Raw genomic sequence first — 19,023 nt, forward strand, 5'->3', positions numbered from 1 at the left:
TTCTGTTGTTATTTCTTCATGAACGGCTTGTATGCTTCCGAAGCCAGCTCTTTAAAACCATCATCCGTTTTCACAATCATGAAAACAGGAATATTATTCTCATTTGCGATTTCCATGCCTTTGTCTTCACCTAGCACCATAAGACCAGTTGCAAGACCATCAGCTGTCATCGACGATTTATCCAGTACCGTTACAGACACCACCTTATGATGGATTGGTTTGCCCGTATGCGGGTTAATGATATGAGAGTATCGCACACCATTGCTCTCAAAGTAATTACGATAGTCACCGCTTGTTGCAATTGCCATGTCACCTGGTTCAATAATCTCTTGAATTGAACGCTCATCAACGGTTGGTTTTTCAATCGCAATACGCCATGGCACACCTTCACGGTTTATGCCTTTCAAACGCATTTCACCGCCAACTTCCACCATGTAGTTATGAATGCCTTCTGATTGCAGGTAATCTGCCACAACATCCACACCCCAACCTTTGGCAATCGTCGATAAGTCAACGTACAAGTTTGGAATATCTTTCGACAGCTTGTTACCTTCAACAGAAAGGTGATGGATACCAGTATTCGCTTTACGAGCTTCTAGCTCTTCATCTGTTGGAACCACATCCGGGCGCGCTTCTGGACCAAAGCCCCATAGGTTCACTAGTGGACCTACGGTTACGTCTAATGCACCTAGAGTAAGACCGTTCAAGCGAATCGCTTCTTTCACTACCGTTGCTGTTTGTGGCGATACTTCAAATGGCTCGCTAGTTTTATGTTGATTAAAACGGCTAAGCTCTGAATCTTCACGGTAAGTCGACATTTGATCGTTCACTTCTTCTAGCAATCGATCGATTTCAGTCTGAAGCGCTTCTGGTGAAGGTAAACCATCTTGCTCGATGTATTTAATGTTGTAAGTAGTCCCCATCGTTGGACCACTTAAATGAATTTGATCCGCAGGCTGCTCACAGCCAGCCAAAACCAATAGAGAAGCGAATGCAACAAGCCACTTTTTCACTTGTTTACTCCTATTATCGTTAAATTGATATGGAAAATGGGTTCTCTTGAGATAAACCGATTTCCTATATCAACTGTTGAATATCATTTTGTTTGTTACAAAAAATAATGGCTAGCCCTTATAGAGCTAGCCATAGATTCAATCACTTGGGAGGATTAACCACCGAAGTCATCTAGAAGGATGTTCTCATCCTCTACACCTAGATCTTTTAGCATGCCGATTACAGCAGCGTTCATCATAGGTGGACCACACATGTAGTATTCACAGTCTTCTGGCGCTTCATGATCACGTAGGTAGTTCTCGTAAAGAACATTGTGAATGAAGCCAGTGTAACCATCCCAGTTATCTTCTGGCATAGGGTCAGACAGTGCACAGTGCCATACGAAGTTATCGTTCTCAGCCGCTAGGCCATCGAAGTCTTCTACGTAGAACATTTCACGCTTAGAACGTGCACCGTACCAGAATGACATCTTACGCTTAGAGTGCAGACGTTTTAGCTGGTCGAAGATATGAGAACGCATTGGAGCCATACCTGCACCACCACCAACGAATACCATTTCAGCATCAGTGTCTTTCGCGAAGAACTCACCGAACGGACCTGAAATCGTACACTTGTCGCCTTCTTTTAGAGACCAGATGAACGATGACATGATACCAGGTGGTACATCAGGATTATTAGGCGGCGGCGTAGCGATACGCACGTTCAGCATAATAATACCTTCTTCTTCTGGGTAGTTAGCCATTGAGTAAGCACGGATCGTATCTTCGTTTACCTTAGACTCGTAACGGAACAAGTTAAATTTGTCCCAATCTTCACGGTACTCTTCAGGTACATCGAAGTCAGCGTACTTAACGTGGTGAGCTGGTGCTTCAATCTGGATGTAACCACCAGCACGGAAAGGTACTGATTCGCCATCTGGAATTTGTAGCTTAAGCTCTTTGATGAATGTCGCTTTGTTATCGTTAGAGATAACTGTACATTCCCACTTCTTAACGCCGAAGATCTCTTCAGGAAGCTCGATGTCCATGTCAGTTTTCATTGCAACCTGACACGCTAGACGCTCACCTTCACGTGCTTCACCTTTAGTAATATGGTCAAGCTCGGTAGGTAGGATGTCACCACCACCTGATTTAACTTTTACGCGACACTGACCACAAGAGCCACCGCCACCACAAGCAGAAGATACGAATACGCCAGCACCAGCTAACGCAGATAGTAGCTTACCACCTGGTTGTGTAACGATCGCCAGTGAAGGGTCATCGTTCACAGAAATTGTAATGTCACCTGTTGGTACAAGCTTAGACTTAGCGAAAAGAATCACTAGTACTAGCGCAAGTACGATCAGAGTAAACATCACTACACCAAGAATAATGTCCATTGACTATTCCTTAATTGTTGCGGTTTACCCGACTTACAGTTGAACACCAGAGAAAGACATAAAGCCTAACGCCATAAGACCTACAGTGATAAACGTGATGCCTAGACCACGTAGACCTGGAGGTACATCTGAGTACTTCATCTTCTCACGGATACCTGCAAGAGCGACGATCGCTAGCATCCAGCCCACACCAGAACCGAAACCGTAAACAACAGATTCAGCAAAGTTGTAGTCACGTTGTACCATGAAAGATACACCACCGAAGATCGCACAGTTTACTGTGATCAGCGGTAGGAAGATGCCTAGCGCGTTGTACAAAGGTGGGAAGAAACGGTCAAGAACCATCTCTAGGATCTGTACAAGTGCTGCGATTACACCGATGAAGGTGATGAAGTTTAGGAAGCTAAGGTCTACGCCCTCAACTAACGCGTTCTCTTTCAGAACTAGGTTGTAAACTAGGTTGTTCACAGGCACCGCGATAGTTAGTACTACCACTACTGCAACACCTAGACCGAAAGAGGTCTTAACTTTCTTAGATACGGCAAGGAAAGTACACATACCTAGGAAGAAAGACAGTGCCATGTTTTCGATGAAAATCGATTTAACTAGCAGACTGATGTAATGTTCCATGACGCCCTTACTCCTTCGCTTCTACTTGTTCTGGTTTCAGAATACGGATTACCCAGATTAGGAAGCCGATTAGGAAGAATGCAGATGGTGCTAGTAGCATCAGACCGTTTGGCTGGTACCAACCACCGTTGCTCACTAGAGGTAGAACTTCCATGCCGAATAGCTTGCCTGAACCGAATAGTTCACGGAAGAAACCTACAGTGATAAGAACGAAGCCGTAACCTAGACCGTTACCGATACCATCAATTAGCGATGGGATTGGCGCAGATTTCATTGCGAATGCTTCAGCACGACCCATTACGATACAGTTCGTGATGATAAGACCTACGAATACAGATAGCTGTTTAGAGATATCGTATAGGTAAGCTTTAAGCACTTGGTCTACCACGATTACTAGCGATGCGATGATTGCCATCTGAACGATGATACGCACACTGTTAGGAATGTGGTTACGGATCAGAGAAACAGAGAAGTTAGACAATGCAGTTACGAAAGTTACCGCTAGTGTCATTACAAATGCTGTTTCTAGTTTAGTTGTTACTGCAAGAGCAGAACATACACCAAGAACCTGCAGCGCGATCGGGTTGTTGTCCAACACCGGCGCCATAATGCTCTTTTTAATGTTTTGTGCGCTAGACATTAGTTCAGACCTCCGTCACGAACTTTTGCTAGGAAAGGACCAAAGCCCATGTCACCTAACCAGAAGTCAAATGTACCTTGAACACCGTTACCAGTTAGTGTCGCACCAGATAGGCCATCAACGCCGTGTTCAGAACCTTCTGGAGCACCACCTTTAACAATCTTGATTGCTGGTTTGTGGTTCTCGTCGAATAGTTTCTTACCAACGAATTGAGCACGCCATGCTGGGTTTTCTACTTCACCACCAAGTCCAGGAGTTTCACCTTGCTCGTAGTAAGTAATACCAGACACAGTGTTACCGTCAGTTTCAACCGCAACGAATGCGTACATCATAGACCATAGACCGTTACCGTGAACTGGGATGATAACTTTAGAAATGTCATCACCACTTTTCACTAGGTAAACGATACCTGTGTTAGCACGACGTAGGATCTTAGCTTTGTCTTCATCAGCCGTTAGCTTGATAGACTCAGCAGGATCTTTAGCTGCTTTACGTTGGTCGTAGTTAGCTGCTGTAGAGCCGTCTTCAGCTTTCTCTACAAAATCACCAGTTTTGAAGTCAACTAGACGAGGTTCGATGTACTCAGCAAATAGCTCAGGAACTTTCTTACCTTCAGCGTCGATACCCGCAACTTCGATGATCTTAGATTGCTTATCTAGTACAGCGTTAGCTTTTTGCTGGTCACGCAGACCCACTGCTGCTGTTGATACGATGATTGAACAAACAAGGCTCAACCCGACAACAACACCCAGCGTCTTTTTAATGCTGTCGTTATTACTTGCCATAGCGTGCTAGTCTCCGCTTGATGTTCTTCTCGATAACTACATGGTCGAACAGAGGTGCGAACAGGTTCGCGAATAGAATCGCCAGCATCATACCCTCTGGGTAAGCCGGGTTAACTACACGGATCATCACACACATTGCACCGATTAGGATGCCGTACCACCATTTACCACCGTTAGTAAATGAAGCTGATACTGGGTCAGTTGCCATGAAGAACATACCGAATGCAAAACCACCTAGAACTAGGTGCCAGTGCCATGGCATGTTGAACATTGGGTTGGTGTCAGAACCGATCACGTTGAATAGTGTCGATACTGCGATCATACCGATCATTACACCTGCGATGATGCGCCATGAAGCGATTCGCATGTAAACGATCATCGCTGCACCGATCATTAGAGCAAGCGTTGATACTTCACCAATTGAGCCTGGGATGTTACCGATGAATGCATCCATCCAAGTGATAGGAGCGCCAGTGATGTTGTTGATCAATGCGCCGCTACCGCCGTGAGCCCATTGGCTAAGAGCAGTTGCACCAGAGAAGCCGTCAGCCGCAGTCCATACTACGTCACCCGAGATTTGCGCTGGGTAAGCGAAGAATAGGAAAGCACGACCTGCAAGAGCAGGGTTCAGGAAGTTACGACCTGTACCACCGAAGATCTCTTTAGCAACAACAACACCAAATGTGATACCTAGTGCCGCTTGCCATAAAGGTAGCGTTGGTGGAACGATAAGTGCGAACAGGATAGAAGTTACAAAGAAACCTTCGTTAACTTCGTGCTTACGCACCATACAGAAAAGCACTTCCCAGAAACCACCAACAATAAATACTGTTGCGTAGATTGGTAGGAAGTAAGTCGCACCTAGTAGCATCTTACTGCCAACGCCAGCTTCCGCACCGATGGTGCCACCAAGCATTTCTGTTAGCCAGTAGTGCCAGTTACCTGCGATAACTGTCGCTAGTTGGTCACCAGCGTACATGTGGTTAAGTGCTGCGATAGCTTGGCCACCCGCATTGTACATACCCCAGAACATTGCTGGGAATACTGCGAACCAAACCATGATCATGATACGTTTTAAGTCAACGCTATCACGAACGTGCGAGCTACGTTTTGTTACTAGACCTGGCGTGTAGAATAGTGTTGCTGCTGCTTCGTACAGTGCAAACCACTTTTCGTGCTTACCGCCTGGTTCAAAATGATGCTCGATATCCTCAATGAATTTCTTAAGCATGGATTACCCTTCCTTCACGATGGTATCTAGGCATTCACGAAGTAACAGACCGTACTCGTATTTACCAGGACATACAAAGGTACACAATGCTAGATCTTCTTCATCCAGTTCAAGCGCACCAAGTGCTTGAGCACTATCAGTATCGCCTGCACATAGATCACGAAGTAGCAGTGTCGGTTCCATATCAAGCGGCATTACGCGCTCGTAGTTGCCGATTGGAACCATTGCACGGTCACTACCGTTAGTCGTTGTTGTCATGTTGAACAACTGACCTTTGAAGATGTGACCAAGGAAAGATTTCGTGATTGAGAACTTGTTTTTACCAGGTACAGCCCAGCCAAACAGTTCTTTGTCACGACCTTCGCGTAACACAGAAACTTGTTGGTGGTAACGACCTAGGTAGGCATGTGGACCAGACGCTTGAGTACCAGAAAGTACCGAGCCTGAAATCACACGAACTTCACCAGGCATCAACTCGCTGTCAGTTAGGTCTTCAAGAGAAGCACCAACAACTGTACGAAGAAGACGTGGGTTGTTCACAACAGGACCAGCTAGAGACACAACACGATCAGTGTAAAGCTCACCCGTTAGGAAAAGCTGACCGAACGCGATAACGTCTTGGTAGTTGATGCTCCATGCCACATTTTCTGCATTCACTGGGTATAGGAAATGCATGTGGGTGCCAGCAAGACCTGCTGGGTGAGGGCCATCGAAGACGTGTTCTTCTACGTTTGACTGAGAAGAGCGTGGCAAGCTAGTGCCAGACTTACATACGTAAACCTTGCCTTCTGTCAGGGCTGAAAGAATGTCTAGACCGGCAACGAATGCTTCTTGTTGTTCATTGATGATCAACTCAGGCTGTGCTGCTAGTGGATTAGTATCCATTGCAGTTACGAAAATAGCCTTAGTAGCAGACTCGATTGCTGGAACCTTGCTAAACGGACGAGTACGTAAAGCGGTCCAAAGACCAGATTCAACCAATTGAGTCTTGATCACTTCGCGATCTAGACCTGCTAGTTGAACTGCTTCGAACTTATCAAATGTAACCTGCTCTTCGCCTGCTACTTCAATCACTACTGATTGAAGTACACGCTTAGCGCCACGGTTAATTTCGATCACTTTACCGGCTGCTGGAGCAGTGAACTTCACGCCAGGGTTCTTTTTGTCTTCAAAAAGAACTTGCGCTTTTTTCACTTCATCGCCAACGCGGACATGCATGGTAGGACGCATGCCAACGTACTCTTCGCCAAGCAAGGCGACTTTTTTGATGGTCTTACCATCATTAATCACCTGGGATGGAGCTCCTGCGATAGGAAGATCCAAGCCCTTCTTTATTGTAATCATACGCACTTGCACTACTTTTATCGGGAAAAAGATTCTTTTGATTGCGTAACTTTTAGACACGACATCAGTGTCCGGTTTTGATGTTGTTTAAAACATCAAAATCGCAACATCCTATTAATTATCTCGTCACAAATATTAGGCGAGATTTATCAGGTGCCGTAGTCTAGCATTTTTTAGGAACTTGATGCCATGACCAATCTTAGGAAAGGAGGGTTTATTTCGGTAGAACAAGGTCTAAAAGGTTAAAGAATAGTCATAAGTTTGACCGAACGCACAAATGCCAATTCCCATATATTTGATATGGAATAAAAACATTCATGCTTTGAAACATGCATTAATTTTCATTCATTTGTTGAAACACTGTTAACACTTTTTATAACCTTTATTTGTGCCACATTTTTGTCCCGAAAAGATGTAAAACAAAAAAAGATGGCCGAAACCATCTTTTTAAATCAGTGTTTTAATCGCGCTCTAGCGACCGCCACCCATACACATAGGACTATCTGGTGCCCCATCTTGTTCAAGCTTCCACTCTTCGTTGGTGTAAGTGTGGATCGCTAATGCATGAATGTGATTATCGAGCTCATCAGCCAATACAGTATGTACCTGACGGTGACGTCCAATAAGGCGCTGACCCGCAAATGCATCACTCACCACAATCACTTTGAAGTGACTTTCAGAACCCGGCGGAACGTTATGCATATAGCTCTCATTGATCACTTTCAAATAATTAGGTTGCAGCTCACTGTGCAGTTTCTTTTCTATGATTTCTTGGATCATATTCAGTCCTCATTGATGCCAATTCGGTAAGTATATACTCTAGTTTACTAAATGAAATCAACGAAACGCCCCGCTGCGAGTTCTTCAACGCCAGGTAGTTCGCTAAAAGCCTGTGAAAATCAGTAAATTTGACAGCTTTTTGTATCTTGAATCTTCATCATTTGCGACAATAATCGCTAATTTCCGAATCTACTTACGTTTAGTTATGAAAACCGAATTGAATCTTCATGATCGTAGCCTGACCCTACATCGTTTCCCAATGCGCTCTAATGAGACTCTTCAAGCATGGGACGCAGGTGATGAATACCTCATCAATCACGTGGAAGAACTTGCACTGCCTGACAATCAAAATATCGTGGTTATTAACGATAACTTTGGTGCGTTGGCTTGCTGGTTTTCAGACAAACACAATGTCACTTTAGTCAGTGATTCTTTTATCTCCCACAAGGGAGCACAACAAAACCTAGAGCAAAATGGTGGCAACAAGGTCGCATTTCTCACCACCATGGATGAGATTCCTGCGAATGCAGACTTGGTTTTGTTACAGCTACCTAAAAGCAACCGACATCTTGTTTGGCTGTTGAGTCAATTGCGTAAAACGTTGCCCGCGACCTGCCCTATTATTGCGGTCAATAAAGCGAAAGAGATCCATACTTCGACACTGAAATTATTCGAAAAATACTTAGGCGAGACAAAAACCTCTCTAGCATGGAAAAAACACCGTCTAGTCTTCTCACACGCAAATGCGCAACCTGTTATGGAAGTAGACCCAATGACAGTATGGGGAGTTGACGGCGAAAACATCGAACTCAAAAACCTGCCAAATGTTTACTCTGGTGAAAGCCTGGATTTGGGGGCACGCTTTATGCTTCAACACCTCCCTCAAGATTCGGAGCTAAAACATGTCATCGATCTTGGTTGTGGTAATGGTGTTCTATCCGTAAAGATGGGGCAATTGAATCCCCAAGCACGCCTGACTTGTGTCGATGAGAGCTTTATGGCTGTCGAGTCTGCGAAACAAAACTTATTGGCGAATTTAGGAGAAGAGCGTGATATTCAGTGCATTGCCAACAACTGTTTGGATGGATTTAAATCAAGCAGTACTTGTATGGTGATGTGTAACCCGCCTTTCCACCAGCAGCAAGCGATTACTGATCACATTGCATGGCAAATGTTCTGCGATGCCAAACAAATACTGAACCAAGATGGCAAACTATTGGTCATAGGAAACCGTCACCTTGGTTACGATGCGAAGCTAAAACGTCTATTTGGCGACAAAAATGTGAAATTAGTCGCTTCTAACAATAAGTTCGTGATTTTACAGGCAACGAAAAATCCTGCTAAATTAGGCGCAAAGCAATAAAGTCCTTACTTTAGCAAAATGTTTAAAAGGAATAATAAGATGAAAAAACTGGTACTCGCGGCTTCGGTTGCTTTGCTTGCTGCATGTTCAGCGCCACAACAACCTCAACTGAATCTGATGCCTGAAACGACATTAAGCACAAACCCTATCGTACAAGGTAAGAGCTATAGCCTAACCAGTAAAGATGTACGTGCAGCACAATACGTTGCACTTGTTGACAACGGTCGTTCAAACATTTTGCCTCTTCATGCAAAGCAAAACCTACGCATTTCTCTTGAAGAGGCGCTAGAGAAGCAGTTCTCTTCTCAGGGCTTCCACTCTGATCTAAACAGCGACAATTCGATTGAGCTGCAAGTTCAAGAAGCGTTGGTGAACGTGAAGCATTCAGTGATGGAAAATCAAATGGATGCAAAAGTGGTACTAGAGATCACGGCGGAAACTCCGCAAGGCAAGCTTGTTAAGACCTATACTGGTACAGCTAAACGTTCGGGAACATTAAGCGCTTCAGATGCAGATATTGAGCAAACATTAAATGATGTTGTTGCTTTAACATTGAAAGAAATCGCGAATGACCCTGAGCTTCGTCAATACATGCAGGAGCGATTCTAATGCTACGCAAAGTTATTCTTTCTCTCGCGCTATTGAGCTGCAGTGTTTTCGCCGGTCCGAAAGTTGCGTTTGAAACAACACTGGGTAACTTCACCGTTGAGTTAAATGAGGAAAAAGCGCCAATTACTGTCGCTAATTTCCTTAAATATGTCGAAGACGGTAGCTACGAGGGCACCATTTTCCATCGAGTGATCCCTGGCTTTATGGCACAAGGCGGCGGCTTCAACCAAGATATGCAAATGGTGAAGACATACGCACCAATTAAAAACGAAGGTAACAATGGTTTAAACAATGACCGTGCTACCATCGCGATGGCTCGTACCAACGCTCCAGACTCTGCTACTCGCCAGTTTTTCATTAACCTAGTAGATAACGACTTCTTGAACTATGGCGCTCGCCCACCGGGTTACGCTGTGTTTGGCGAAGTCACTGAAGGCTTTGACGTCATTCAAAAGATGGCACAACAGCCAACCAAATCTGTCGGTCGCATGCGCGATGTCCCTGATACGCAAATCGTCATCACCAAAGCAACACTGCTCAAATAGCCAAACTCATAAGCCCTTTGAATATTCGAAGGGCTTTCTCTTTTAGTGGCTCAATTTTAACGGATTGATTTATGTCTTCATTGCCTTCCATCACTTGGTTGGAAACGGTAAAAAGTTACCTTGATAAACGCCTGCTTTGGGTTTTCATGTTGGGTTGCTCCAGTGGCTTCCCATGGGTACTTATTGGTTCAAATATGTCGGGTTGGCTGAAAGATGCAGGCCTCACTCTGTCTGCTATTGGCTACTTCGGCAGTGTATTTGCGGTGTACGCAATCAACTTTATGTGGGCTCCTTTGGTCGATCGCGTCAAGCTGCCTGTATTACATCGCTTGCTAGGGCAGCGTCGTAGCTGGATCTTTCTATGCCAAAGTGTCGTGCTGGTCGCGACTCTATTTATTGCAGGTGTAAACCCAGCGGAAAACCTAGTTTTCACCTCACTGCTCGCACTGTGTATTGCCACCGCGTCAGCAACACAAGACATTGCGATTGATGCATTCCGTATTGATAGCTTTCCAAAATCAGAAGATTCGAAATTACCGCAAGCCTCCGCAATGGCAGTAATTGGTTGGTGGACTGGCTACTCTTTACCTGGTTATTTGGCATTCATCAATGCAGACAGTGTCGGTTGGAATGGCGTGTATTACGGCATGGCTTTTATTGTCATCATTTTGATGCTCTTCACTTTGCTGGTAGGTGAACCGAAAACACAGCGTGAACAACTTCAGTCGGAAGCAGAGCAGCGCCATAAAGAAGTAGTTGGTTCTAAATTAGTCGCTTGGTTTACCGTTACCGTTGTAGAACCTTTCTTAGATTTCTTCAATCGAAATGGTGTTCGTGTTGCCATCACGCTTTTATTGTTTGTTTTCCTATTCAAGATTGGGGAAGCATTCTTAGGTCGTATGTCCATCGCTTTCTATAAAGAGATAGGTTTTAGCAACGAGCAAATCGGTTACTACTCGAAACTCATTGGCTGGGGTGCGACCATGTTGTTCACCTTTGTCGGCAGTATGTTCAACGTTAAGTTTGGTATTGTACGTGGCTTGATGATTGGTGGTATTGCAATGGCAGCAAGCAACCTGATGTTTGCTTGGATCGCGAAAGTCGGACCAAATGAACACTTGTTCTTGGCGACGATCATTGTTGATAACTTCACGACGGCATTCTCGACAGTGGCGTTTGTATCATTCTTGACGATATTGACCGGTCAAGCTTTCTCAGCGACTCAATACGCATTGTTGGCGTCGCTAGGTAACTTTGGGCGAACAACATTGGCGTCATTCAGTGGCGAACTGGTCGATTATCTGAATGATTGGACCACATTCTTCGTTATTACTGCCGTAATGGTTGTGCCAAGCTTGATCATGCTCTATTCATTGCGACACTACTTTACTGAGTTGCTGGAAAAGGCAAGACAAAGAAATTAAAGAAAAGATGATGAAGAAAGCCACCGAGATAAGGTGGCTTTTTGTTCGAGTTCCTAGCTTATGGATACATGCCTTTACCAAACAGATTGAAGATTCTCGCGACACCCTGTGTGAATATCATTGGCTCGGTCAGTACTGTCAAACATAAGCAGTCTTCACCGGGCTTAGTAAAAGGGCTATGTTTTACTGACGCATCTCTTACCAGCATATCTCCCACTTCGTAGTGACCATCTTCATCACTGAATCCACCATGGAGTACAAGTGTCGATTCTTGTCCTTTGTGCGTGTGCTGTGGAATACGAACATCTTCGCTTATATACATAAGGTTAACGCGCGCATCTTCCCCTAAATCCAATTGAGCGCTATACACTTTTCCACCGTAACTCTTCCACTCCCCCACTAAATCTGAAAAGCGACTGAGCGTTTTCGGAAGCTTGAAATCTTTACCCGCAACCGCCACCTTCGCTACATCTTTAATAATAATGCTATCTGGTTTGGGCTCTGCCGTAATAATGTCGTTAAACATACTGTCGAACTCTGCATCGTATTCTGGTGAAATGTCATCAACGACAGCATTCGCCTGTGCAGCTTCTAACTGATTTACATACGCTCGGCATTTGGAACAGTTTTCTAGATGTGTGGCAACCACCAGACCAGAAACTGCATCAATACTTCCGGAAGCGTAAGCTTCTAACAAGTTGTTATCTGGATGTTTGTTCATAATTGCTCCGTATGCATTGAATGCCTCAACTTCTCTACCGCGAGTCTCAATCGTGATTTCACGGTCCCCAAAGGTATGTCGAACAACTCAGCGACTTGTTGGTGTGGCAACTCTTCGAGGTATACTGCCTGCAAAACGTCTCTTTGATTCTTCGGCAGGATGTCTAAAAACTTCACCACCTGATCTTTGAGCATGTCTTGCTCTGGCGAATAATGGTCCACCAAATCAGGCGGATAATAATCTGATGGCCAAATGTCGTCAGAATGGATGTGTAGGTCCTTACCCTTTTGCTTTCTTAGTAAATCAAAACAAAGGTTACGGATAATGGTGTAAATCCATGTCGACAAAGCACTCTTGGTACCATCGTATAAATGAGCCTTTTGCCATACCGTTGCCATGGTTTCTTGCACCATCTCCATCGCAACTTGCTCGTTACCGACATGTTTGTAGGCGAACTGCTTAAGCTTTGGTGCATAGAAACGAAATACGAAAGCAAAAGCGTCTTTATCACGCGCTTTCACTTTATTCATGTATTCATTCCATTCGCTTCGCCCCAATTTTTGTGGGCTTTCACTCATCATAATCAGCCTTAATTGTTGGGAGGAGTTGCCCCCTCCCATCCTATGTTACTTGGTAATGTCACCAACAAGCAGACCAAAACCACCATTGTCATCAATTGCAATCGCCTGATATACCATGCCATTTTCTAGTGTAGGCAAAGGCGCAGGACCAATGACCGGAGTTTTATCACCTGGCGCTGTTACGGTTACAAAGTAATCGCCAGCAGTGACGTAAACATTTTGAGCACTATGTTTATACGCAAAGTTAGCTAATGCTGGATCACTTTGAGAAATATCTTGCGACGGTGTTAGATAAACATCCACACTTGCGGCTGCTGGATTTGCTGCTGCGTGAGTGACATTCAGTACCGCGCTTGTCGCAATCGATCTTCTGTTGTCCGATACCACAAGAGGCTCTACCGCAAGTGGTACCGCTGTACCCACAGCGTAAACACTGTAAGACATGCCACTATCCAAAGTTACATCAGCATCGATAATAGGGTCAGCTAGCCCCGCATCAACTGTTGCATTGTAGGTACCTGCATCAACCGAAAGGTAATTAGAGATATCTTTAAACATCACGTCGTTAAGTACGACATTGCCATCCAGCGCGACGTCCACATTTGGTGCACCATCGACAAGATGCCCTACTCTCAACTCAGATTTACTGCCTGTATTTAAAATAATAGACGACCCCATACCATCTAGCACTAGTAGCTTGACTGGTGAGCCCGAGATCGTACCACCGGTTTTAATGGCAGCAATAGTCAAATCTGCGTTTGCAGGGAGCGGTATGGTACCGGAGTCAAAAGCAACGTTACCACCTGCAACAAGACGAACTTGGTAATCACCTGCAGCAATATTGAGGACGTCTGTCGAGTCTTTATACCCAAGAGTGGTAATAGGCGAAGAAGAAGCAAGGTCTGCGCCCGGGGCTGTTACATACAGGTCAACATCACCTACACCAGCCGCCGCATGCACAACTTGTACATCCAAACTGTTTTCATCAGCCATCGACATTGCGCTTCTTGTCACGATCAATGGCTCCACTGGATTAGCCGACCCCATTGCAGCATCACCAACAACAAATGCGGTGTATTTAAGGTCTGAGTCTAAATCCAACGACGTCTTATCAACCACGGTTGCAACTTCACCACCTGGCAGTTGTACGTCAACTTGAACCGAGTTTGTACCCTCGCGCAGTTTTACGTAGCCTGAACCCACACCGTAATCTACCCCAGTTAACGCTGCTTGGTCGTTAATCCAAACATTTGCTAAAGGGGCATCTGCCGACGCGTGTACCGCTTGTAAATTCGAATATTCAATCGAGTCGCTGTCTGAACCACACGCAGCAATCCCTAGCACAGCAACCAAAGTTACTGCGGTTTTAGTTAGTCCTTTCATATCCTAGTCTCTCTTTTCGGTGGGGCGTCTATGGCTTGATTGAGAAATTCCAATGCTGGCAGACAATCTTTTGCACCAACCAGCTTCTCAAACAACGCACTGTCGAGCGGCAGTAATTCAAGCCAACGTTGGGTGACCCACGAAGCATCATCATAAAAACGATGCTGGTAGAGCCTGCCCACCTGAGGAAACTGTTCATATATATGATCGAGCTGCTTGCTCAAATAAAGAAAATTGGGAGTGGGCGTTGGTTCGCACCAATTTTCAATCCACTCAACCTCAGCATGACGAAGACCATCTGAATCTGCTCGTACGCGCGTGACAGTAAAACGCTTTTCACCAACAACGGTGATACCAAGAAGCCCATCACTCAGTGTTTCGAAATCAACAATGGTGACCAAAGTACCAATAGACGACACATTCCCTACTGCTTTTGGATCCTCTCCACTACCAACAAGGCAAACGCCGAACCCGACATTTTGAACGCTGCATTCTTTCACCATGCGTTGATACCGTGGCTCAAAAATGCGCAAATTCATTTTTCCTTCTGGCAGTACAACCGAGGTTAAAGGGAATAACATGACTTCTTTCATTAAATCGTCCTCTTTGATTCCCAAACTCATACGAACGGTGTATTGGAGAGATCACTAACGATTTATGTTGGTTAATCGACTGGCTTAAAAAGTCATAAAAACGTTTACGCAAACGACATGCGTCACATATTTATTGCAAAACGATGCAACAAACAAAAAGTTCCGTGAAATAAACTTATTTCGTGACGAGCTTCACTAAAAACCTTCATTTTTGCATCCTTTATCACTTTCATTTGGGATTTTTATCGCTATTATTCCCGCCAATTGGAAAGCGCAGCAAAGATTGCGTGTTCTGAATCATTACAAACATAGAGAGTCCCCTTATGCGTAAATCACTTTTAGCTCTTAGCCTTCTAGCGGCTACTTCAGCTCCTGTAATGGCTGCTGACTACTCAGACGGCGACATCCACAAGAACGATTACAAGTGGATGCAATTCAACCTAATGGGTGCATTTGACGAACTTCCAGGTGAGTCTTCACACGACTACCTAGAAATGGAATTTGGCGGTCGCTCTGGTATCTTCGACCTATACGGTTACGTTGACGTATTCAACCTAGCGTCAGACAAAGGCAGCGACAAAGTTGGCGATCCTAAGATCTTCATGAAGTTTGCTCCACGTATGTCTATCGACGGTCTAACTGGTAAAGACTTGTCTTTCGGTCCAGTTCAAGAACTTTACGTTGCAACACTATTTGAGTGGGATGGTACTGATTACAAAACTAACCCATTCTCAGTAAACAACCAAAAAGTTGGTATCGGTTCTGACGTAATGGTTCCATGGTTTGGTAAAGTAGGTGTTAACCTATACGGTACTTACCAAGGTAACCAAAAAGATTGGAACGGTTTCCAAATCTCGACTAACTGGTTCAAACCATTCTACTTCTTCGAGAACGGTTCTTTCATTTCTTACCAAGGTTACATCGATTACCAATTTGGTATGAAAGAGAAATACTCAAGTGCTAGCAACGGTGGCGCAATGTTCAACGGTATCTACTGGCACTCTGACCGCTTCGCAGTGGGTTACGGTCTAAAAGGCTACAAAGACGTTTACGGTATCAAAGACTCTGACGCACTTAAGTCAACTGGCTTTGGTCACTACGTAGCTGTAACTTACAAGTTCTAATAGAACCCATAAGTTCCCCAAAAATGGCGCCTTCTGGCGCCATTTTTATTTGCTTTCCTTTTTTCCCTCATTATCCTTGCAGCAAACCTTTTTAATGAGAGCGTTTGGTGAATATTCTTATCCTTGGACCTGGAGCCGTTGGCTCACTCTGGGCGACCAAATTCCAACTTGCCGGACACAACGTCTCCTTGTGGGGAAGAACCTCAGATAGTAAGCAACTGCTTCAACTTGATGACTCTCCTGCAATTAATTTTGCTAATCAACACCTTCCTTCTGTACAAGCCGCAGACCTGATTGTTGTGACAGTAAAAGCATGGCAAGTGGACGAAGCGATAACCCCTCTTTTGCCGTATATCAACACTGATACCATTGTAATGCTAATGCACAATGGCATGGGAACAGCACCACTTTTGGAAACAAAGCTCACTGATAACCCTATCGTGATTGCAACCACCACACACGGTGCCTATAAACCAAGCAAAGCACAGGTTCTTCATACTGGTCACGGTCACACCCAATTAGGTGCTTTTAATACCAAAGGCAATCAATGCGAATTTCTTGCGCAAGTGATGAACCACGCTTTACCAGAAGTCAGTTGGAACCCAAACATCAATGCTGCGCTGTGGACCAAGCTTGCGATCAATTGTGCAATCAACCCCCTGACAGCCATCCATCAATGCAAAAATGGTGATCTTGCTACTCCTGAGTTTGCAGTGACATTAAAAAGCATCACTTATGAGTTGGTAGCAGTCATGAACAAAGAAGAGATAAAGATCGATTTTGACTCTTTACATGCCACAATTATGCAGGTGGTTAACGCTACAGCTGCAAACTACTCTTCTATGAAACAAGATGTCTTTCACCAACGTCGTACCGAGATAGACTTTATTACTGGTTATTTGCTGCAAGCTGCCGAAAAACACCAAATTAGTACGCCAGAGAACGCAAAACTCTATCAACACATCAAACAGATTGAACAAAGCTGGACAGAACAATGAACAAAAAGATCTTAGTACCTATCGCTCCGGGCACAGAGGAAATGGAAGCGGTAACCGTTATCGATATGATGGTTCGTGCTGGTTATGACGTGACGGTAGCAAGTGCAGACTTCGATGGTGCCCTTACAATGAAGGCCTCTCGCGGTGTAACACTGACGGCGGATTGTAAATTGGTTGATATTGCTGACGATGAGTTTGATGCAATTGTTCTGTCTGGTGGTGTTGGCGGCGCAGAAACCTTCCGTGATAGCACCATCATGATTGAGATTCTGAAACAGCATATGTACGAAGGAAAACTGGTTGCCGCGATTTGTGCAGCGCCAGCTTTGGTTTTGCAACATCACAACCTTTACCCTGAAGCCCTGATGACATGTCATCCAAGCTTCCAATCTCATATTCCTGAAGACAAATGGCGAGCTAAACGTGTCACCATGGATGTGAATCACAACCTACTGACAAGTCAGGGACCAGGAACTGCACTTGAGTTCGCGATGGAAATCATTATCAAACTTTCCGGTAAAGAACATGGATGGATGGTTGCTGAGCCGTTAGTCACTATCCCAACACTGCATTATCACGAACTCGGTGACGAATAATGTTTGACGTAAACGCTGTACGCGAACAGTTCCCAGCCCTAAATCAAGACGTCAACCAATCGCCTTTGGTTTACCTTGATAGCGCAGCAACAACACAAAAGCCACAGTGCGTGATCGATGTGATTAGCCGTTACTACAGTGCACAAAATGCTAACGTGCACCGTGGCAGTCACAGCTTAACAGCCAACGCGACCAGTCAGTTTGAAGCGGCTCGTGAAACCGTTGCGAAGTTCATAGGGACAAGCAGTTCAAAAGAAATCATTTGGACTAGAGGCGCAACCGAAGCACTAAACCTAATCGCACAAACTTATGCTCGCAGCACACTCCAAGCAGGTGATGAAATCCTGATCAGTGAAATGGAACACCACGCGAACATCGTGCCTTGGCAAATTGTCGCGGAACAAACGGGCGCGAAAATCGTTAAAGTTCCGATGACCTCCGATTGCCAATTCGATATCAATGCGTTTGAAGCACTATTGTCGGAGCGCTGTAAAATCGTGGCGTGTGCACAAATCACCAACGTCACTGGCTCTCGTCAACCTATCGAGAAAATCATCGCAACGGCACATGCAGCAGGTGCGGTTGTTGTTGTTGATGGTGCACAAGGTATCGTTCATGAACCGTTGAACTTGGCAGAGCTTGATGTTGATTTTTATGTCTTCTCCGGTCACAAACTGTATGCACCCGCTGGGATTGGCGTACTGTATGGCAAACTTGAACTTTTAGAAGCAATGCCACCATGGCATGGCGGCGGCAAAATGGTCGAAAGAGTCTCGTTTGAGAAAACCACCTTCTCTGCCTTGCCGGGTAAGTTTGAGGCAGGCACACCAAACGTCGCCGGCGCGATTGCTCTAGCGAAAGCCATCGATTGGTACCAAAGCTTCGACCAAGCCGCAGTAGAGGCACATCTGCATTCTCTGCAGGACAAAGCTTACCAAGCACTAAGCCAGTTGGACGACATTCAAATCCTCGGTTACCAACCGAGCGCTTCAGTACTTACCTTTGTGATGGATGGCGTTCACCACCAAGACATTGCCACGCTGCTTGATCAACAAGGTATCGCTGTTCGTGCCGGGCATCACTGTGCGCACCCTCTGATGGATGCGCTCAACGTTAAAGGCACGGTGCGCGTTTCTTTTGGTATCTACAATACGTTAGAAGATGTTGAAAAGCTGATTGCAGCAGTCGAGAAAGCGGTCGATATGCTTTAACAATCAAGATACATAGAAAAAGGGTTGAAACCACTTGGCTTCAACCCTTTTCTTTGTTTTGTTCTTTGCGCGA

20 protein-coding genes are annotated in these 19,023 nt (G+C 44.9%); 8 read left to right on the forward strand and 12 right to left on the reverse strand.

Annotation, left to right across the window (positions count from 1 at the left end; all coding sequences use genetic code 11):
• Positions 1-8: 8 nt before the first annotated feature.
• The 8 genes from AACR11_RS10410 to bolA form a co-directional block, all read right to left on the reverse strand.
• Positions 9-1,013 carry an FAD:protein FMN transferase gene (locus AACR11_RS10410; protein WP_005450956.1) on the reverse strand — a complete coding sequence of 335 codons (1,005 nt, stop codon included), beginning with the start codon at positions 1,011-1,013 and terminating at the stop codon, positions 9-11.
• Positions 1,014-1,168: 155 nt separating this feature from the next.
• Positions 1,169-2,392, reverse strand: coding sequence for an NADH:ubiquinone reductase (Na(+)-transporting) subunit F (gene nqrF, locus AACR11_RS10415; RefSeq protein WP_005450955.1), 1,224 nt, complete (start codon positions 2,390-2,392; stop codon positions 1,169-1,171).
• Between the two features lie 33 nt (positions 2,393-2,425).
• Positions 2,426-3,022 carry an NADH:ubiquinone reductase (Na(+)-transporting) subunit E gene (gene nqrE, locus AACR11_RS10420; protein ID WP_005436652.1) on the reverse strand — a complete coding sequence of 199 codons (597 nt, stop codon included), beginning with the start codon at positions 3,020-3,022 and terminating at the stop codon, positions 2,426-2,428.
• Positions 3,023-3,029: 7 nt separating this feature from the next.
• Positions 3,030-3,662: an NADH:ubiquinone reductase (Na(+)-transporting) subunit D gene (locus tag AACR11_RS10425; RefSeq protein ID WP_005450954.1), complete on the reverse strand. Its 633-nt coding sequence runs from the start codon at positions 3,660-3,662 to the stop codon at positions 3,030-3,032.
• A complete protein-coding gene (locus tag AACR11_RS10430; protein ID WP_005450952.1) occupies positions 3,662-4,447 on the reverse strand; it encodes a Na(+)-translocating NADH-quinone reductase subunit C in 786 nt (261 codons plus the stop codon). The genes AACR11_RS10425 and AACR11_RS10430 overlap by 1 nt, the downstream gene beginning before the upstream one ends.
• On the reverse strand, positions 4,437-5,678 hold the full coding sequence (locus tag AACR11_RS10435; RefSeq protein ID WP_005427308.1) for an NADH:ubiquinone reductase (Na(+)-transporting) subunit B: 1,242 nt from the start codon (positions 5,676-5,678) through the stop codon (positions 4,437-4,439). The genes AACR11_RS10430 and AACR11_RS10435 overlap by 11 nt, the downstream gene beginning before the upstream one ends.
• A 3-nt stretch (positions 5,679-5,681) precedes the next feature.
• Positions 5,682-7,022 (reverse strand): Na(+)-translocating NADH-quinone reductase subunit A, encoded by a 1,341-nt coding sequence (locus tag AACR11_RS10440; protein ID WP_029790425.1) that lies wholly within the window; start codon positions 7,020-7,022, stop codon positions 5,682-5,684.
• Between the two features lie 471 nt (positions 7,023-7,493).
• On the reverse strand, positions 7,494-7,802 hold the full coding sequence (gene bolA, locus AACR11_RS10445) for a transcriptional regulator BolA (protein WP_005436644.1): 309 nt from the start codon (positions 7,800-7,802) through the stop codon (positions 7,494-7,496).
• A gap of 205 nt (positions 7,803-8,007) precedes the next feature.
• On the opposite strand from bolA, the gene AACR11_RS10450 reads away from it, so the two are divergent.
• The 4 genes from AACR11_RS10450 to AACR11_RS10465 all read left to right on the forward strand — a co-directional run bounded on the left by AACR11_RS10450 (position 8,008) and on the right by AACR11_RS10465 (position 11,743).
• Entirely contained in the window at positions 8,008-9,165 is a 1,158-nt protein-coding gene (locus tag AACR11_RS10450) for a methyltransferase (protein ID WP_029790424.1), read from the forward strand.
• A 39-nt stretch (positions 9,166-9,204) separates the two neighbouring features.
• On the forward strand, positions 9,205-9,774 hold the full coding sequence (locus AACR11_RS10455; RefSeq protein ID WP_047512771.1) for a YajG family lipoprotein: 570 nt from the start codon (positions 9,205-9,207) through the stop codon (positions 9,772-9,774).
• The gene (locus tag AACR11_RS10460) at positions 9,774-10,319 is read left to right on the forward strand and encodes a peptidylprolyl isomerase (RefSeq protein WP_005450945.1); all 546 of its coding nucleotides are present in this window, start codon (positions 9,774-9,776) and stop codon (positions 10,317-10,319) included. The genes AACR11_RS10455 and AACR11_RS10460 overlap by 1 nt, the downstream gene beginning before the upstream one ends.
• A 71-nt stretch (positions 10,320-10,390) precedes the next feature.
• On the forward strand, positions 10,391-11,743 hold the full coding sequence (locus tag AACR11_RS10465) for an AmpG family muropeptide MFS transporter (RefSeq protein ID WP_009698664.1): 1,353 nt from the start codon (positions 10,391-10,393) through the stop codon (positions 11,741-11,743).
• Between the two features lie 58 nt (positions 11,744-11,801).
• Here the strand turns inward: AACR11_RS10465 and AACR11_RS10470 are convergent, their stop codons facing one another.
• From AACR11_RS10470 to AACR11_RS10485, 4 genes are read right to left on the reverse strand one after another with little or no spacing between them, the layout of a single operon-like run.
• A complete protein-coding gene (locus AACR11_RS10470) occupies positions 11,802-12,464 on the reverse strand; it encodes a ChrR family anti-sigma-E factor (protein WP_029790422.1) in 663 nt (220 codons plus the stop codon).
• Positions 12,461-13,045, reverse strand: coding sequence for an RNA polymerase sigma factor (locus AACR11_RS10475; protein ID WP_005450938.1), 585 nt, complete (start codon positions 13,043-13,045; stop codon positions 12,461-12,463). The genes AACR11_RS10470 and AACR11_RS10475 overlap by 4 nt, the downstream gene beginning before the upstream one ends.
• A 45-nt stretch (positions 13,046-13,090) precedes the next feature.
• Positions 13,091-14,428, reverse strand: coding sequence for a DUF4397 domain-containing protein (locus tag AACR11_RS10480; protein WP_029790421.1), 1,338 nt, complete (start codon positions 14,426-14,428; stop codon positions 13,091-13,093).
• Positions 14,425-15,021: an LON peptidase substrate-binding domain-containing protein gene (locus AACR11_RS10485; RefSeq protein ID WP_005450933.1), complete on the reverse strand. Its 597-nt coding sequence runs from the start codon at positions 15,019-15,021 to the stop codon at positions 14,425-14,427. Before AACR11_RS10485 ends, AACR11_RS10480 begins: the two co-directional genes overlap by 4 nt.
• Positions 15,022-15,344: 323 nt before the next feature.
• Here AACR11_RS10485 and AACR11_RS10490 point away from each other — a divergent pair, with 323 nt between their 5' ends.
• The 4 genes from AACR11_RS10490 (at position 15,345) to csdA (ending at position 18,950) form a co-directional block, all read left to right on the forward strand.
• Complete coding sequence (locus AACR11_RS10490; protein WP_015297182.1) at positions 15,345-16,145, forward strand: nucleoside-specific channel-forming Tsx family protein; 801 nt, start codon at positions 15,345-15,347, stop codon at positions 16,143-16,145.
• 107 nt (positions 16,146-16,252) lie between these two features.
• Positions 16,253-17,143 carry a 2-dehydropantoate 2-reductase gene (gene panE, locus AACR11_RS10495; protein WP_029790420.1) on the forward strand — a complete coding sequence of 297 codons (891 nt, stop codon included), beginning with the start codon at positions 16,253-16,255 and terminating at the stop codon, positions 17,141-17,143.
• The gene (locus tag AACR11_RS10500; protein WP_005450930.1) at positions 17,140-17,739 is read left to right on the forward strand and encodes a DJ-1 family glyoxalase III; all 600 of its coding nucleotides are present in this window, start codon (positions 17,140-17,142) and stop codon (positions 17,737-17,739) included. The genes panE and AACR11_RS10500 overlap by 4 nt, the downstream gene beginning before the upstream one ends.
• Positions 17,739-18,950, forward strand: a complete 1,212-nt coding sequence (csdA, locus tag AACR11_RS10505; protein ID WP_005450928.1) for a cysteine desulfurase CsdA — start codon at positions 17,739-17,741, stop codon at positions 18,948-18,950. The genes AACR11_RS10500 and csdA overlap by 1 nt, the downstream gene beginning before the upstream one ends.
• Positions 18,951-19,023 lie beyond the last annotated feature (73 nt).

It is taken from the genome of Vibrio sp. L85 (assembly GCF_963871815.1).
In the GTDB taxonomy this organism is placed as follows: domain Bacteria; phylum Pseudomonadota; class Gammaproteobacteria; order Enterobacterales; family Vibrionaceae; genus Vibrio; species Vibrio harveyi.

Bases quoted from the DNA above. Each gene is read 5' to 3' on its own strand.
- nqrF (WP_005450955.1), bottom strand. From the start codon at position 2,392: ATGGACATTATTCTTGGTGTAGTGATGTTTACTCTGATCGTACTTGCG.
- nqrE (WP_005436652.1), bottom strand. From the start codon at position 3,022: ATGGAACATTACATCAGTCTGCTAGTTAAATCGATTTTCATCGAAAAC.
- AACR11_RS10425 (WP_005450954.1), bottom strand. From the start codon at position 3,662: ATGTCTAGCGCACAAAACATTAAAAAGAGCATTATGGCGCCGGTGTTG.
- AACR11_RS10430 (WP_005450952.1), bottom strand. From the start codon at position 4,447: ATGGCAAGTAATAACGACAGCATTAAAAAGACGCTGGGTGTTGTTGTC.
- AACR11_RS10435 (WP_005427308.1), bottom strand. From the start codon at position 5,678: ATGCTTAAGAAATTCATTGAGGATATCGAGCATCATTTTGAACCAGGC.
- AACR11_RS10440 (WP_029790425.1), bottom strand. From the start codon at position 7,022: ATGATTACAATAAAGAAGGGCTTGGATCTTCCTATCGCAGGAGCTCCA.
- bolA (WP_005436644.1), bottom strand. From the start codon at position 7,802: ATGATCCAAGAAATCATAGAAAAGAAACTGCACAGTGAGCTGCAACCT.
- AACR11_RS10450 (WP_029790424.1), top strand. From the start codon at position 8,008: ATGAAAACCGAATTGAATCTTCATGATCGTAGCCTGACCCTACATCGT.
- AACR11_RS10455 (WP_047512771.1), top strand. From the start codon at position 9,205: ATGAAAAAACTGGTACTCGCGGCTTCGGTTGCTTTGCTTGCTGCATGT.
- AACR11_RS10460 (WP_005450945.1), top strand. From the start codon at position 9,774: ATGCTACGCAAAGTTATTCTTTCTCTCGCGCTATTGAGCTGCAGTGTT.
- AACR11_RS10465 (WP_009698664.1), top strand. From the start codon at position 10,391: ATGTCTTCATTGCCTTCCATCACTTGGTTGGAAACGGTAAAAAGTTAC.
- AACR11_RS10470 (WP_029790422.1), bottom strand. From the start codon at position 12,464: ATGAACAAACATCCAGATAACAACTTGTTAGAAGCTTACGCTTCCGGA.
- AACR11_RS10475 (WP_005450938.1), bottom strand. From the start codon at position 13,045: ATGATGAGTGAAAGCCCACAAAAATTGGGGCGAAGCGAATGGAATGAA.
- AACR11_RS10480 (WP_029790421.1), bottom strand. From the start codon at position 14,428: ATGAAAGGACTAACTAAAACCGCAGTAACTTTGGTTGCTGTGCTAGGG.
- AACR11_RS10485 (WP_005450933.1), bottom strand. From the start codon at position 15,021: ATGAAAGAAGTCATGTTATTCCCTTTAACCTCGGTTGTACTGCCAGAA.
- AACR11_RS10490 (WP_015297182.1), top strand. From the start codon at position 15,345: ATGCGTAAATCACTTTTAGCTCTTAGCCTTCTAGCGGCTACTTCAGCT.
- AACR11_RS10500 (WP_005450930.1), top strand. From the start codon at position 17,140: ATGAACAAAAAGATCTTAGTACCTATCGCTCCGGGCACAGAGGAAATG.
- csdA (WP_005450928.1), top strand. From the start codon at position 17,739: ATGTTTGACGTAAACGCTGTACGCGAACAGTTCCCAGCCCTAAATCAA.